This window comes from Ensifer sp. Root1252 (assembly GCF_001425885.1).
Classification (GTDB): domain Bacteria; phylum Pseudomonadota; class Alphaproteobacteria; order Rhizobiales; family Rhizobiaceae; genus Ensifer; species Ensifer canadensis.
The window spans coordinates 128,549-143,102 of record NZ_LMDT01000023.1; the positions used below are offsets into that span (position 1 = coordinate 128,549).

Genomic DNA, 14,554 nt, shown 5'->3' on the forward strand with positions numbered 1-14,554 from the left:
CCTTGTGGGTTTCGGTCACCACCTGGTTCCACAACACGCCCGACTTCATGACGTTGCGCTTTTCCATCGAGCAGACACGGTTGTTGCGGGTGCGGGCCAGTTCGAAGGCAACGCCGGCGATGCGCTCGATCTCGTAGGTGTCGTAGACCTGGGTGTCGATGCCGCGCTTCTGGCCATTGCCGAGATCGATGATTTCCTTCGGCTCGCCGAAATAGACACCGCCGGTCAACTCGCGCACGATCAGGATGTCGAGGCCTTCGACCAGTTCCGGCTTCAGCGACGATGCGGCGGAAAGCGCGGGATAGCAGATGGCCGGGCGCAGGTTGGCAAACAGCTGCAGGTCCTTGCGCAGGCGTAAGAGACCGGCTTCGGGACGAACCTCGTAAGGCACCGCATCCCACTTCGGACCGCCGACGGCACCAAACAGCACGGCGTCGGCGGCAAGCGCCTTTACCATGTCCCCTTCCGAAATCGCCTGGCCGTGGGCGTCATAGGCAGAACCGCCGACGAGGCCTTCGTCCGTCACGAAGCCGGCGCCAAGCTCGGCATTCATGTAGGCGATGATTTTGCGGACTTCCGCCATGGCTTCCGGGCCGATGCCGTCGCCGGGAAGGATGAAAAGCTTACGATCGGCCATTTCGGCACTCCTGTCGTTTCAGTGTTTGTGTTGGTGCAGGGCGGCTCATGCGGTGACCTTCGGCCATGGCCGCTGTTGCGGACGCAGGGTCTCGAATGCTCGTGCAAGGCGCAAGACCCCGATATCGTCAAACTGCTGGCCGATGATCTGAAGCCCGATCGGCAAACCGCTGGCAGTATAGCCGCAATTGACCGAAATCGCGGGCTGTCCACCCATGTTCACCGCGACCGTAAAGGCGATGTGCTCGAACGGCTTCTGTGGGTCATTGATCGGCGAGGCCCATTCGGCGGGATAGGACGCGGTCGGTGCCGTTGGCGAGAGGATGAAATCAAAACCGGTCAACGCCGCATGGATGGCATTGCGCATGGCGTCGATCTGGGCGAAGCCGGTATAGACGTCGCGGCCGGAAAAATCCTTGGCCGTCTCGATCCAGTTGAAGATGTAGGGCAGTATCTGCGCCTGCTGTTCCGGCGAAAGACGCGAGACGTCTTCCCAACCGCGCGCACGCCAGAAGCGATCGAGGCCATCGATCATCTCGCGGGTGAGGAAGGGCTCGACAGGTTCGATGATCGCGCCCGCGTCCGCGAAGATCTTTGCCGCTTGGCTGACCGCCTGCTCGGTTTCCGCGCTGACCGTCTGGCCGAAGCCGGCATCAAGCCAGAGGCCGATCTTCAAGCCCCTTACCTTCCGTTCAAGATCGAGCCAGGGGATATCGGCATAGGGCAAGGACATCGTGTCGCGGGCGTCCGGCTTCGACAAAACGGACATGTAAAGCGCCGTATCGGCGACAGTGCGGGTCATCGGGCCGGCCACACGGCCGATGAAGGGCGGATTGATCGGAATCCGACCCGCCGACGGTTTCAAACCGACAACGCCGCACCAACCGGCCGGCAGGCGAACCGAACCGCCGATATCGGTGCCGATATGGAGCGGGCCGTAGCCGGCGGCCGCAGCCGCCCCCGCACCGGCGCTCGAGCCGCCGGGATTGGTCGACAGGTCCCAGGGATTGCGCGCCAGTTTGTGGAAACTGGAAAGCCCGGACGACAGCATGCCGTAATCTGGCATGGTGGTCTTGGCCAGAATAACGCCACCCGCCTCGCGGGTGCGTGCCGCCGGCGGCGCATCGGCCAAGGCCGGTACCAGCGGCACGGCCGCGCAGCCAAGCGGCACAGCCGTTCCCTTCGTCGCAATGTTCTCCTTGATCGTCACCGGCACGCCATCGATCGCGCCCAGAGGCTCACCCTTGCCCCAACGTGCCTCGGACGCCTGCGCCGCCTTGCGCGCCTCGTCCGGAGCGTAGGCCCAAAGCGCATTGAGTTTCGGCTCAGATGCATCGATGCGCGCGATGACAGCATCGACGACTTCGACGGGAGAGAGCTTTCGCAGGCGGTAAGCCTCGACAAGATCGACGGCGGTGAAATCGGCAAGATCGGACATGGGCAATAATTCCTGCAACAAGAGCAACTCCGGAGAATTGCAGAATTTCAAAGAGTTCTAGGCAAAGTGACAGCGGGCGGACCAGGCCGGCGTCACCGGCTTGGCCATGGGCGTTTGGGCGAGACAGATATCCTGCCTGCGCGGACAGACGGCGGCATAGGCGCACCCCTCTGAGGTCGTGGCGGTATGGACAGGCGTTTGCGGCGGGGCGTTCGACCGGATCCGCTTGCGGCGTCCGGCAAAGGGTTTCGGCACGGCGGCGACAAGCGCCTGCGTGTAGGGGTGACGCGGGTTGTCGAACACCTCGTTGGTCGGTCCCTCCTCGACGATCCGCCCGAGATGCATGACGGCGACCCGGTCGGTGATGGCGCGAACCACGCCCAGATCGTGGCTGATGAACAGATAGGAGAGCCCGAGCCTCTCCTGCAGATCCATCATCAGGTTCAGCACCTGCGCCTGGATCGAGACGTCGAGCGCCGAAACCGGTTCGTCGGCAACGATCAGCGCAGGTCGGGTGATGAGCGCGCGCGCAATGGCAATCCGCTGGCGCTGGCCACCGGAAAACTCGTGCGGATACTTGTCGACAGACGCCAAGGGCAAGCCGACCGCCTCCAGCACCTCCTCAACGCGCCGGTTGCGCTCGAGTGCGCTGGTTCCGCGTTCCAGTGAAACGATGGGTTCGCAGATGATGGTCCGCACCGTGTGGCGCGGATCGAGTGAGCCGTAGGGATCCTGGAAGATCGCCTGAAATCCCTTGCGCGCCTCCCGCAACTCTGATCGGTCCAGCGAATAGATATCCTTGCCGGCAATGGTAACCTGCCCCGATTGCGGGCGTTCAAGCCCCATGACGGCGCGCGCAAGGGTCGATTTTCCCGAGCCGCTTTCGCCAACGATGCCGAGGCTCTTGCCGGCGCCAAGCTCGACGCTGACACCGTGCAGCACGCGCAAGCTGGTCTGCTTGGAAAAGATCGATGGGCGCGGCAACTGGTACTCGCGCACCAGATCGATGGTCCTCAGAATGACATCGCTCATGGTGCCACCATCCTTTCGCGTGGATGAAAGCAGGCGGCGCGATGCTCCACATTCCTGTCGGTATCGATCAGATCCAGTGGCGGTATCGCCCGCCGACAGTCGGGCTGAACGAAGGCGCAACGCTCAGCAAAGGAGCAATGGTCCGGCCGCGCAAAAGGATCGGGAACGATGCCCGGGATTGCGTTCAGCCTTGGCCTTCCCCCGATCTGGCGCGGAGCAAGGGCAGCTCCATGAGGAGACGCAGCGAAGAGGCCCCTCGCATAGGGATGCGCCATGCGCGCGAACACGTCGTCGGTGCGCCCCGTCTCGATGACACGCCCAGCATACATGACCGCGATACGGTCGGTCATTTCGGAAACCACGCCGAGATCGTGGGTGATCAGCATCAGGGCCGTACCAGTATCTTCGATCAGGTCATCGAGCAGATCAAGAATCTGTGCCTGCACCGTCACATCGAGCGCGGTCGTCGGTTCGTCGGCGATCAACAGGTCCGGTTCGCAGGCGATCGCCATGGCGATCATCACGCGCTGCCGCTGGCCGCCGGAGAGTTGATGCGGGTAGAGGTCCAGATTGAAGCGCGGCGCCGGCAGACCAACCCTGTCCAGCAAGGATCGCGCCTTCTTTTCCGCATCGGCTCTGGTTTCGCCAAAATGAAGGCGTCGCCCTTCGGCGATCTGGGCGCCGATCGACTTGACCGGGTTGAGGGCGGTCATCGGCTCCTGAAAGATCATCGCAATGCGCCGGCCGCGATATCTGCAGAATTCGGCTTCGGGCAGATCTGCGAGGTTGCGGCCATCGAACATCAACTCGCCGCGCACCCGCATGCGCTGCGGCAGCAGTCCCATCACGGCGAGCGCCGTCATGGATTTGCCGCTGCCGGATTCTCCGACGATACCGAGGCGTTCGCCGCGATTGAGCTCAAGATCGACGTCGGAGACGATATCGACCTGGGTCATGCCCGCTGACAGCTCGACCGACATTCCGACCATTCGTAGCAAGGGTGCCGTCATCTTTGTCGCCTCACGCGCGGATCGAGAATGTCGCGCAGGCCATCACCGAGGAGGTTGAGGCCGAGCACGGCGAACGTGATCGCAAGTCCCGGGAAGATGGCGAGCCATGGGGCCTGATAGATGAAGGTCTGGGCATCGTTCAGCATCTTGCCCCAGCTTGGCATCGGTGGCTGGGTGCCAAGACCGACATAGGAAAGCCCAGCTTCTGCAACGATTGCTAAGGCGAACTGGATCGTCACCTGGACCAGGAGCACGTGGTTGATGTTGGGCAGGATGTGCAGAAAGGTGATCGCCACGTCGCCGCGACCGGCGCAGCGGGCCGCCTGCACATATTCGCGCTTCCAAAGCCCCATCGAAGCGCCACGGGTCACGCGGGCAAAGACCGGAATGTTGAAGATGCCGATGGCGATCATGGCATTGGTCGCGCCGGGGCCGAAGATGGCCGTGATGATGACCGCCGTCAGCAGTGCAGGAAAGGCAAAGGCAAGATCGCTCATGCGCATGACCAGGCCATCGACCCAGCCGCCGCGGGCCGCAGCCCATGCACCGAGCGGCACGCCGATGCCGGCGCCGACGAGCACCGCGACGATCGAGACCGCGATCGAGTTGCGCGCCCCGGCCATGATCATCGACAGGATATCGCGGCCGAAATTGTCGGTGCCGAACCAATGGGCGAGGCTTGGTCCCTGAAGCTTGTCGCGGAAATTCATCGCCGTCGGCGAGAAGGGTGTCCAGACGGTGGAAACCACGGCCATCGCAATGAGGATGGCGGTGACCGTCAGGCCGAACATCAGGCTTCGGCTACCAAAAAGCTTGGCCAACAGGCCTGGTTCCGAAGTGATTGCCGAGGTGCTCATCAGTGGCCTCCCCTCGACAGGCGCGGATCCAGATAGCCGTAAACGAGATCCACGAGAAAATTGATGGTGATGACGGACGCGGCAAGCAGCGTCACGAGCGTCTGCACGGTCACCAGATCGCGCTGCGCGATCGCCTGAAAGACCAACCGGCCGACACCCGGCAGATTGAAGACGTTCTCGATGATGATCGTGCCGGCAAGCAGAAACGAAAACTGCAGGCCGATGATGGTGACGACGGGGATGAGTGCGTTCGGCACCGCATGCCTCCAAAGCGCACCAGCGCGCGAGAGGCCCTTGGCGCGGGCAGTGCGGATGAAATCCTCCCCGAGCGTTTCGATGACGGCCGAGCGGGTGACGCGTCCGAGAATGGCGGCGAGTGGCAGGCCGAGCGCAAAGGCTGGAAGAATGAGCGAGTGGAGGCCGCTCCAGATACCGTCCTGCCAGCCGGCAAAGCCCGAGGCCGGAAACCATGCAAGTTTCAGCGCGAATAGCAAAATGAACAGAAGCGCGAGCCAGAAATTGGGGATGGCGACGCCAACTTGCGCGATGCCCATGACGACCGTGTCGCCGGCCTTGCCGCGATTGGCCGCGGCATAGACGCCAATGGCGATCGCAACCACGACCGAGATCGCCATGGAGAGGAGAGCCAGGGGCAATGTCACCAGGATGCGGGGCCCGAGTAGTTCACGGATCGGCACCGAATAGGTGAGACTCATGCCGAAATCGCCGACGACAAAGCCACCGATCCACTGGAGGTAGCGGATCCAGATTGGCTGATCGAGGCCCAGCTGCCGGTGCAGCGCCGCGATCGCATCCGGGTCGGCGTTCATGCCGAGCATCAGCACTGCCGGGTCGCCGGGCAGCACCTGCATCAGCAGAAAGACGATGATAGAGGCGACCAGGGTCGTCAATATGAGCGACACAAGGCGACCGCCAACAAAGGAAATCACATCAACCTCCCGGAATGAGCGAGCGTTGACCGGCGCCGGGGACGGTCAACGGCTGATCTGCATCCGCCCCCATTTGTGGAGGGGCGGATGCTGGAGCGGGATGAGGAAAAGTGTGTGCGGTTTTCAGCCCGCATACCGCTCCACCTCATGAGAAGCGATCAATTCTCCCAGTAGGTCTGGGTCTGATCGTCCGCCGGCACCGGCATGTTCTTCCACAGACCCTTCACCTTCTTGTTCCAGACGCCGATCTTCGGAAGAGCGTAGAGGAAAACGTTCGGTTCATCGGCCGCCAGTTTACGCTGAAGCTGGCCGACGAGATCGAGCTGCTCAGCTTCCGTCGACGCGAGCGTGAAGGACTTGTAGAGCGCCTTGTAGTCCGGGTTCTGGTAGTTGAAATAGTATTTGTCGCGAGCGTAAATATCGAGATCGCGGGCTTCGGCGTGTGCGATGATCGTCGCGTCGAAATCCGAGTTCTTGAACACCTGGTCGAGCCATTGCGCGAACTCGATCGGAACGAGGTTCACCTTGACGCCGACTTCGCTGAGCATGGCCGCGATGATCTCGCCGCCGCGCCGGGCATAGGCGGGTGGCGGCAGCATGATGGTCATTTCCAGACCTTCGACACCGGCCTCCTGCAGCAGTTGCTGCGCTTTGCCCGGGTCATAGGGATAGGTTTCGTTCAGATCGACATAGCCGGGCTCCACCGGGGAATAATGCGAACCGATCGTCTCGCCGAAGCCCGAATAGGTGCCTTCGACCAGGGTCTTCCGGTCGATCGCATGGGCAAGCGCCTGACGAACCCTGACGTCGTCAAACGGCTTGCGCGCATTGTTCAGCGCAAGAACCACCTTGCCGGAGGTGCTGCCGACCTCGACCTGGAGGTTGGGATCGCTTTGGAACTGGCTGACGAGTTCGGCGGCCTGGAACATCGGGAACGCATCGACGTTGCCGGCAAGAACGGCGGCTGCGGCTGCGGACGGGTCGCTGATGAACTTGAAGGTGACTTCCGTCAGCTTGGCCGGTTCGCCCCAGTAATCGGCGTTCTTGTTCAGCACGACCTTGTCGCCCTTCGCCCATTCCTTGAACGCGTAGGGGCCAGTACCGACAGGCTTGGTCTTGTTGTCGGCGGCCGATGACGGCGCGATCATGACCGCGTCACCCCATGCCATGTTGAACAGGAAGTTGGATGCCGGGCGCTTCAGGGTCACGACTGCGGTTGCCGGATCCGGGCACTCGGTCTTTTCGATCGGCTCGAAGAGGCCCTTCTGCGCATTGGTGGAGTCCGCTGCGACGGCGCGCTCATAGGAGAATTTGACGATCGAGCAGTCGAATGGCGTGCCGTCGTGGAACTTGACGCCCTGACGAAGCTTGAACGTGTAGCTTTTCTGGTCGTCGGAGATCGCCCAGCTCTCGGCCAGGAGCGGCTTGACGGTGCCATCTTCAACCACGCGCACCAGGCCTTCGAACAGGTTGCCGTAGGTGATATAGCGGATCGGCGCGGCGGCGCCCGCGGTCGGGTCGAGGCCCGGCGGTTCCAGCACCTGGCCGACGGTAATCGTGTCCTTGGCCATGGCTGTGGTCAGCGATGCGGCGATGAAGCACGAAGCAAGTGCCCATTTCGTCAAGTTAAGCATGGTTCCCCCGCTTTGCGGTTTGGTTGTTTATGGTCCCACTGCATGTTTCCATTAATCGCATCCGATTGAAGGAAACATGCAGTCAATCAAAGTGCCGCGACTTTCGTGCGCCCTAAGAGACGCGCGGCGCTGTCGTCATCAGATCGAACGCCCGCCATCGACGTCAAGTGCAACGCCGGTGATCATCGACGCCTGCGGCGATGCGACGAAGGCGGCGGCCTCGGCGAGATCCTCGGGCTTCAGCAAGCGGCCCAACGGAATGGAATCGCGGAACTTCTGGCGAATTTCCTCGGTATCCTCGCCCATGAAGGTCGTCAAAAGCGGCGTCTCGCCGGCAACCGGATTGAGGGCAACGACGCGAATGTTGAACGGAGCAAGTTCGATCGCCAGCGCCTTGGTCGCGGAGACCACCCAGCCCTTCGTCGCATTGTACCAGGCAAGGTTCGGCCGCGGCCGGTTGGCGCCAGTCGAGGCGATATTGACGATCACGCCTGTCTTGTTCTGTTTCATGTGCGGCAGCAGCGCGCGCGTCATGAGATAGACGCCACGCACGTTGACGCCGAGGATCCTGTCGAACTCGTCCGGCTCCACCAGCTCGGCGTTTTGTGGCTTGTGGCCGATGCCGGCATTGTTGATGAGAATGTCGACGCGGCCGAACTTCTCGAGGCTCGCGGCAACGGCGGCGTCGACGTCCGATGATTTGGAGATGTCGCAGACGACGGCAAACGCATTGCTGCCGAGTTGCTTGGCCACGCGCTCGGCCCCTGCGGCATCGCGGTCGACAACGACCACCTTGGCACCGCCGTCGATGAAACGCTTCGCAATGCCCTCGCCGAAACCGGAGCCTGCACCGGTGATGAGAGCGATCTTACCTTCTAGTGACACTTGTTCCTCCCGACGCTGAACTAGCCGTGGTAAACCGAGATGGTTTTCATGCTGGCGAAGCCGTAGAGGGCTTCGAAACCCTTCTCGCGGCCATGGCCCGATTTCTTGACGCCGCCGAAGGGCAGCTCGACGCCGCCGCCGGCGCCATAATTGTTGACGAAGACCTGACCGGCGTGGACGGCGCGCGCCATGCGCAGCTGCCTACCACCGTCGTTTGTCCAGACCCCGCAGACGAGACCATAGGCGGTGCCGTTTGCAAGGCGAACGGCCTCCTCTTCGCTGTCGAACGGCATGATCACCTGGACCGGGCCGAAGATTTCTTCCTGTACCGTGCGGTGCTCGTGCGGCACGTCGCGCAGCAATGTCGGTGCGACATAGGCGCCGTCAGCGGGTGCGTCGGCGACGATCTCGCCCTCAGCCGCGATCTTCAGGCCATCCTTGGCGGCATCGGCAAGGAAGCCCTCGATGATCGCCTTTTGCCTATGCGAGACCACCGGGCCAAGCGACAGATCGGCGCTGGCCGGTCCGACCCTGAGCGCGCGATATCTTTCGCTCATCTGCGCCACGACGTCTTCGTAGATGGCGCGCTCGACGAGGATGCGTGACGAGGCCGAACAGGTCTGCCCGGCGTTCTGGATCCCGGCGTTGACCAGGAATGGCACGGCACGGTCGAGGTCCGCATCGGCAAAGACGATCTGCGCCGACTTGCCGCCGAGTTCGAGCGTCACCGGCACCGCATTCTTCGCCGCCGCCGTCTGCACCATCTCACCGGTGCGCACCGAACCGGTAAACGAGATATGGTTGACATCAGGGTGTTCGGAAAGCGCGGCACCCGCTTCCGCGCCCAAACCGGTGACGACGTTCAGCGCTCCTGATGGCAGGCCCTCTTCTTCGGCGATGCGTGCAAATTCCAGGATGGTCAGGCACGCCTCCTCGGCCGGCTTGACCACGGCCGCATTGCCCATGGCAAGGGCTGCGCCGAGGCTTCGACCAAGGATCTGCATCGGATAGTTCCACGGGATGATATGACCCGTAACCCCATGCGGCTCGTAAATGGTCAGCACGGTAAAGCCGTTCTGATAGGGGATGGTGTCGCCATGCACCTTGTCGGCGGCGCCGCCATAGAATTCCAGATAGCGCGCGAGCGCGACGACATCAGCCCGCGCCTGTGTCAGGGGCTTGCCGACATCCCGCGCTTCAAGCTCCGTCAAAAGGTCGATGTTGCGCAGCACCGCTGCCGAGATCCGGCTGAGCACCCGTCCGCGTTCGGTAGCCGTCAACTGCCCCCATTGGCCGCCAAGTGCCGAGCGCGCCGAGCGCACGGCCAGGTCGATGTCATCCCGGTTTCCCCGGGCAATGCGCGCGAATATCTCACCGTTGGAGGGATCCCTGACGGCGATGTGCTCGCCGCCAATTGCGTCCTGCCACGTGTTCGCGATGAAATTGCCGTAAGTCTTCACATCATGCCTCGTTGTCAGTCTCGCCCTGCGGGAGGAGCGTTTTCAATCTCATGGCCGTCGCATGGATATGCGCGCGCGCCAGCTTCTCAGCCTGATCAGGGTCCCTTGCCGCTATCGCCTCGACAATGAGCCGATGCTCGGCAACGGCAGTGCTGGCGCGTTCGCTGGAAAGCGAAAAGGCCGGAGCGAAGACCTGAGAGGTCATCCGCAGAAGCGGCCCGAGCGACGCCAGCGACGCATTGCGCGAAGCACTGACGATTGCCTCGTGAAAGACGACGTTGGACTGGGTGTAGGCGCCGGGATCCCAGCGCTCGACGACCTTCTGCTGCTGATCGATCTGTTTCGCGAGTGCTTTGATTTCGGATGCTGTGGCGCGCTCGGCGGCATTGCGCGCCGCCACGCCGTCCATCGCCTCGCGCACAGCATAGGCATCGAGAAGTTTCGGCAGGTCGGCGGTGGCCACCCTGACACCGCTGCCCGGTTTGTTCACAACGAGCCCGTCGCGCTCCAGCACCCGCAAGGCCTCGCGAAGCGGCGTACGGCTGATGCCGAATTCGGCAGCGATCCGCTCCTGGCGCAACGTCGCTCCAGGCGCATAGACGCCGGCATAGATGCGCTCGCGAAGCGCCTGGGCAACTTCGTCGAGCAGGCGCGACTGGCTTCGCCATTCAAAGGTTTGACTCATCGATCCCTCCCAAGATCGAGGCAAATTGTATCCAGGATACAGACGATGTCAATTGCGATTGATAGGCCAGCGAACCGCCACGCGGGATCGGGACCGGAAGAGGCGTGATTTTCCGACGCAGACCCCTCGCTCGACGACAAAATTATTTACGGTTGACAATCGCACTCTAAGACATCAATCTTGCAACTAAGATATCAGTTAGCGGATAGATATGTCTGAGATTGTCACCATACCGGCACTTCCACTTGACGAGCTCCTTCGGCCGTCCCTGATCGAGGGTGCGGGCAACACGACGTCAAAGGTCTATCGCCTGCTTCGGCAACTGATCGTCGAGGTGAGGTTGCTGCCTGGCCGCGCGTTGCCGGAAAAGGAGGTCGCCGCGATCCTCAACGTCAGCAAGACACCGGTTCGCGAAGCGATCATCCGCCTCTCGGAGGAAGGCCTGATCAAGGTCGTGCCGCAGGGCGGCACGTTTGTCGCGACGATCGAGGTCCAGCGCTATATCGAGGCGTGCTTCATTCGCTTTCGGTTGGAGGCCGGAGCGGCCGCAGAGGCGGCCAAGCGCCACACGTTCGAAGATCTCGGCCGCCTTGAACTCTGCCTCAACCAGCAGATTGCAGCCGTAGAGGGCGAGGATTACACGAATTTCTTCGAGCTCGACGAGAGCTTTCATAAAGCCATCTTCGCAGCCGCGCGTCTGAGCGGTGTGTGGACCTTCGTCAACCAGGCGAAGGGCGAGATCGATCGCATGCGCCATTTGAAGATGGTCTTCGGCGTTCGCCGCACTGCAGAAGTCATCGAGGAACATCGGGCGATCGTCGATGCCATTCGTGAAGCTTCGCCGGATGCGGCCGTGGCGGCAATGAGCCGACACCTCGGCTCGCTCGAAAGCAAGATTACCGAGCTCTCACGCGACCCGAAGCTGTGGAGCTACATTGAATCGATCAATGCGACAACGACAGAAAAACGGAGGCCGCGGCGCAACCTGACCTAAGGGGTTCGCGCCGGCGGGAGGAATCAAATGTCTGCAGTTGAACTGAACGACGTAGTGAAACGCTACGGCGCACTCGAAGTCGTGCACTCCATCAAGCTGTCGGTATCACCGGGAGAGTTCGTCGTTCTGGTCGGACCGTCGGGCTGCGGCAAGTCCACGACCCTGCGCATGGTGGCCGGGCTCGAAGACATTTCAGATGGCACGATCTCGATCGGTGGCCGCGTCGTCAACCGGGTCGCGCCGAAAGATCGCGACGTCGCCATGGTGTTCCAGAACTACGCGCTCTACCCGCACCTCAATGTCGCGGAAAACATCGCCTTTGGACTGCGCGTCCGTGGCGAGAAGAACGACGTCGTCGAAGCCGCTGTCAACGAGGCGGCCGCCATTCTCGATCTGATGCCCTATCTGAAGCGCAAGCCCGCGGACCTTTCGGGCGGCCAGCGACAGCGCGTGGCGATGGGTCGCGCGATTGTGCGAAAGCCACAGGTGTTTCTGTTCGACGAGCCGCTGTCCAATCTCGACGCCAAGCTGCGCACCCAGATGCGCGCGGAGATCAAGCGGCTGCACAAGCGCATGGACGTCACCAGCATCTACGTGACGCACGACCAGGTGGAGGCCATGACGCTTGCCGACCGCATCGTCGTCATGAATGGCGGACGCGTCGAACAGGTCGGCTCGCCCATGGAGCTTTTCCTCAATCCGGCCAATGCGTTTGTTGCGAGCTTCCTGGGATCGCCGCCCATGAACCTCGTGGCAGCGCGCGTGGAAGCGGCAAACGGCGCTGCCGTTGCCTGCGTCGACGGCAACGTTCCGGTCCAGTTCCGCATGCCGGCTGCAATCGCCGCCGGCATGCGCGCCGGCCAGAAAGTTCTCGTCGGCCTGCGTCCCGAACACCTCGATATCGAAGTCGGCCGCCCGGGGGCCGACACCCAGGAGATAGCGACGGCCGTGGACCTCGTCGAGCCTCTCGGTTCGGAAGCGCTGCTTCATTGCAGGATCGGCGGCCAGCCGGTCGTCGCCAAGGTCGATACGCCCGTGGACGGGAGAAGCCTGTCGGATGTCGCCAGGCTGGCGATCCCCACCGCCAGACTTCATGTCTTCGACGTGGAGACCGGCAAAGCCATCAACGGACAGGCGTGAGGCAGATGATGGGATCGAAGATCGCCCAGCATATCAAGGACCTGGCGGAGGATCTTCGCCGAGACTGGCAGCTTTATGTGTTGTTGTTGCCGATGCTCGTCTGGTTCCTGCTTTTCCTCTACAAGCCGATGGAAGGCTTGCAGATTGCCTTCAAGGACTTCAGCCCGTTCCGTGGCGTTGCCGGCAGTCCCTGGGTCGGGTTCGAAAATTTCCGGACGCTACTCAATGACCAGATCTTCATCCGCGCCTTCATCAATACGATCACCATCAGCGGCCTGGGGCTGATCTTCGCCTTCCCGGTGCCAATCATCCTGGCCTTGATGTTCAATGAGCTGCAGAGCGAAGTCGGCCGGCGTTTCTCACAGACCGTCGTCTACCTTCCACACTTCATTTCGGTGGTGATCGTTGCAGGCATCGTCATCAACCTGCTGTCGCCAACCACGGGCGTGGTCAACCTCGTGCTGTCCAGCCTCGGCTTCGATCCGATCTACTTCCTGACACAGCCGGAATGGTTCCGAACGGTGTTCATCGGCTCCAACGTCTGGAAGGAGGCAGGCTTCGAATCGATCGTCTATCTCGCTGCCATCGCCGGTATCAGCCCGACACTCTACGAATCCGCCCGGGTCGACGGCGCCTCGCGCTGGCAGATGATGTGGCGCATCACCCTGCCCTGCATTCTGCCGACGATCATCATCATGCTGATCATCCGCATCGGCAACCTGGTCGAGGTCGGTTTCGAATACATCATCCTACTCTACCAACCGGCCACCTACCGCACCGCCGACGTTGTCTCGACTTATGTCTACCGGACCGGCCTGCAGGGAACCCAGTACGACCTGGCGACTGCCGCCGGCCTGTTCAACGCGGTCATCGCGTTTGCCCTCGTCTTCACGGCCAACCGGATCAGCCGGAAGGTCTCATCAACCTCGCTCTGGTGAATGTCATGGCCACTTTCAGCCTATACTCGCGCGGCGATCGTATTTTCGGATATGCGAATGCGGCCCTGATCGGACTGTTCGTCCTGTCGACCCTCTATCCGTTCATCTATCTGCTGGCGGTATCGATCTCGTCAGGTGCGGCGGTCACCTCCGGGCAGGTCATTCTGTTTCCCAAGGACCTGACGCTTGCGGCCTATGAATTCGTGCTGTCCGACCGACTGTTCTGGATCGCCTACGGCAATACCTTCATCTACACGTTCGGCGGCACCGCGGTCAGCTTGGCGATCATGATCCCCGGCGCCTATGCGCTGTCACGCGCTAGGCTGCGCGGACGCAAATTCCTGAACCTGATGGTGGCATTCACCCTCTGGTTCAATGCCGGGATGATCCCCTTCTTCCTGAACATGCGCGACCTTGGCCTCCTGGATTCGCGTTTCGGCCTGATCATCGGCTTCGCCTGCAATGCCTTCAACGTCATCCTGCTGCGCAACTTCTTCGAGTCCGTGCCGAAATCCTTCGAGGAAGCAGCGAAGATGGACGGCGCCAGCGAATGGCAGCTGCTCTGGAAGGTATTTATTCCACTGTCCAAGCCGGCCATCATCACCGTCGGTCTGTTCTGCATCGTCTCGCGCTGGAACAGCTACTTCTGGGCCATGGTGCTGCTGCGCGGCGAGGAAAAGATCCCGCTCCAACTCTACCTGAAGCGCATCATCGTCGACCTCACCGCCAACGACGAGTTTGCCAGCAGCCTGCTGAGCTCGCGCTACTCATTCGAAACCGTCACAGCCGCGATCATGATCGCCTCGATCATTCCGGTGCTGCTGATTTATCCGAGCATCCAGAAATACTTCAACAAGGGCATCACCCTTGGTGGGGTCAAGGAATAACGGCCAGT

The 14,554-nt window shown here is 61.8% G+C and carries 14 protein-coding genes; 4 read left to right on the forward strand and 10 right to left on the reverse strand.

Annotated elements, in window-relative coordinates:
• The 10 genes from ASD02_RS21825 to ASD02_RS21870 all read right to left on the reverse strand — a co-directional run.
• A partial coding sequence (locus tag ASD02_RS21825; RefSeq protein ID WP_244494259.1) for an isocitrate/isopropylmalate family dehydrogenase occupies nucleotides 1-637 on the reverse strand: 637 nt, incomplete at its 3' end.
• 45 nt (nucleotides 638-682) lie between these two features.
• Entirely contained in the window at nucleotides 683-2,074 is a 1,392-nt protein-coding gene (locus ASD02_RS21830; protein ID WP_057220006.1) for an amidase, read from the reverse strand.
• A 57-nt stretch (nucleotides 2,075-2,131) separates the two neighbouring features.
• Nucleotides 2,132-3,106: an oligopeptide/dipeptide ABC transporter ATP-binding protein gene (locus ASD02_RS21835; protein ID WP_025430099.1), complete on the reverse strand. Its 975-nt coding sequence runs from the start codon at nucleotides 3,104-3,106 to the stop codon at nucleotides 2,132-2,134.
• The gene (locus tag ASD02_RS21840; RefSeq protein ID WP_025430100.1) at nucleotides 3,103-4,116 is read right to left on the reverse strand and encodes an ABC transporter ATP-binding protein; all 1,014 of its coding nucleotides are present in this window, start codon (nucleotides 4,114-4,116) and stop codon (nucleotides 3,103-3,105) included. The genes ASD02_RS21835 and ASD02_RS21840 overlap by 4 nt, the downstream gene beginning before the upstream one ends.
• Nucleotides 4,113-4,973: an ABC transporter permease gene (locus ASD02_RS21845; RefSeq protein WP_025430101.1), complete on the reverse strand. Its 861-nt coding sequence runs from the start codon at nucleotides 4,971-4,973 to the stop codon at nucleotides 4,113-4,115. Before ASD02_RS21845 ends, ASD02_RS21840 begins: the two co-directional genes overlap by 4 nt.
• Entirely contained in the window at nucleotides 4,973-5,923 is a 951-nt protein-coding gene (locus ASD02_RS21850; RefSeq protein WP_025430102.1) for an ABC transporter permease, read from the reverse strand. Before ASD02_RS21850 ends, ASD02_RS21845 begins: the two co-directional genes overlap by 1 nt.
• A 158-nt stretch (nucleotides 5,924-6,081) precedes the next feature.
• Complete coding sequence (locus ASD02_RS21855; RefSeq protein WP_025430103.1) at nucleotides 6,082-7,557, reverse strand: ABC transporter substrate-binding protein; 1,476 nt, start codon at nucleotides 7,555-7,557, stop codon at nucleotides 6,082-6,084.
• Between the two features lie 138 nt (nucleotides 7,558-7,695).
• Nucleotides 7,696-8,442, reverse strand: coding sequence for an SDR family oxidoreductase (locus tag ASD02_RS21860; protein ID WP_025430104.1), 747 nt, complete (start codon nucleotides 8,440-8,442; stop codon nucleotides 7,696-7,698).
• Between the two features lie 20 nt (nucleotides 8,443-8,462).
• On the reverse strand, nucleotides 8,463-9,902 hold the full coding sequence (locus ASD02_RS21865) for an aldehyde dehydrogenase family protein (protein WP_025430105.1): 1,440 nt from the start codon (nucleotides 9,900-9,902) through the stop codon (nucleotides 8,463-8,465).
• Nucleotide 9,903: 1 nt separating this feature from the next.
• Nucleotides 9,904-10,587, reverse strand: coding sequence for a GntR family transcriptional regulator (locus ASD02_RS21870; protein WP_025430106.1), 684 nt, complete (start codon nucleotides 10,585-10,587; stop codon nucleotides 9,904-9,906).
• A 211-nt stretch (nucleotides 10,588-10,798) separates the two neighbouring features.
• Between ASD02_RS21870 and ASD02_RS21875 the strand changes: the two genes are divergently transcribed.
• From ASD02_RS21875 to ASD02_RS21890, 4 genes are read left to right on the forward strand one after another with little or no spacing between them, the layout of a single operon-like run.
• Nucleotides 10,799-11,581: a GntR family transcriptional regulator gene (locus ASD02_RS21875; RefSeq protein WP_025430107.1), complete on the forward strand. Its 783-nt coding sequence runs from the start codon at nucleotides 10,799-10,801 to the stop codon at nucleotides 11,579-11,581.
• Between the two features lie 27 nt (nucleotides 11,582-11,608).
• The gene (gene ugpC, locus ASD02_RS21880; protein WP_025430108.1) at nucleotides 11,609-12,721 is read left to right on the forward strand and encodes a sn-glycerol-3-phosphate ABC transporter ATP-binding protein UgpC; all 1,113 of its coding nucleotides are present in this window, start codon (nucleotides 11,609-11,611) and stop codon (nucleotides 12,719-12,721) included.
• Between the two features lie 8 nt (nucleotides 12,722-12,729).
• Nucleotides 12,730-13,659 carry a sugar ABC transporter permease gene (locus ASD02_RS21885; RefSeq protein ID WP_025430109.1) on the forward strand — a complete coding sequence of 310 codons (930 nt, stop codon included), beginning with the start codon at nucleotides 12,730-12,732 and terminating at the stop codon, nucleotides 13,657-13,659.
• 5 nt (nucleotides 13,660-13,664) lie between these two features.
• Nucleotides 13,665-14,546, forward strand: a complete 882-nt coding sequence (locus ASD02_RS21890) for a carbohydrate ABC transporter permease (RefSeq protein ID WP_025430110.1) — start codon at nucleotides 13,665-13,667, stop codon at nucleotides 14,544-14,546.
• Nucleotides 14,547-14,554: the final 8 nt, after the last annotated feature.

What these genes read in the sequence shown, in the direction of transcription:
- ASD02_RS21830 (WP_057220006.1), bottom strand. Translation starts at nt 2,074, where the DNA reads ATGTCCGATCTTGCCGATTTCACCGCCGTCGATCTTGTCGAGGCTTAC.
- ASD02_RS21835 (WP_025430099.1), bottom strand. Translation starts at nt 3,106, where the DNA reads ATGAGCGATGTCATTCTGAGGACCATCGATCTGGTGCGCGAGTACCAG.
- ASD02_RS21840 (WP_025430100.1), bottom strand. Translation starts at nt 4,116, where the DNA reads ATGACGGCACCCTTGCTACGAATGGTCGGAATGTCGGTCGAGCTGTCA.
- ASD02_RS21845 (WP_025430101.1), bottom strand. Translation starts at nt 4,973, where the DNA reads ATGAGCACCTCGGCAATCACTTCGGAACCAGGCCTGTTGGCCAAGCTT.
- ASD02_RS21855 (WP_025430103.1), bottom strand. Translation starts at nt 7,557, where the DNA reads ATGCTTAACTTGACGAAATGGGCACTTGCTTCGTGCTTCATCGCCGCA.
- ASD02_RS21870 (WP_025430106.1), bottom strand. Translation starts at nt 10,587, where the DNA reads ATGAGTCAAACCTTTGAATGGCGAAGCCAGTCGCGCCTGCTCGACGAA.
- ASD02_RS21875 (WP_025430107.1), top strand. Translation starts at nt 10,799, where the DNA reads ATGTCTGAGATTGTCACCATACCGGCACTTCCACTTGACGAGCTCCTT.
- ugpC (WP_025430108.1), top strand. Translation starts at nt 11,609, where the DNA reads ATGTCTGCAGTTGAACTGAACGACGTAGTGAAACGCTACGGCGCACTC.
- ASD02_RS21885 (WP_025430109.1), top strand. Translation starts at nt 12,730, where the DNA reads ATGGGATCGAAGATCGCCCAGCATATCAAGGACCTGGCGGAGGATCTT.
- ASD02_RS21890 (WP_025430110.1), top strand. Translation starts at nt 13,665, where the DNA reads ATGGCCACTTTCAGCCTATACTCGCGCGGCGATCGTATTTTCGGATAT.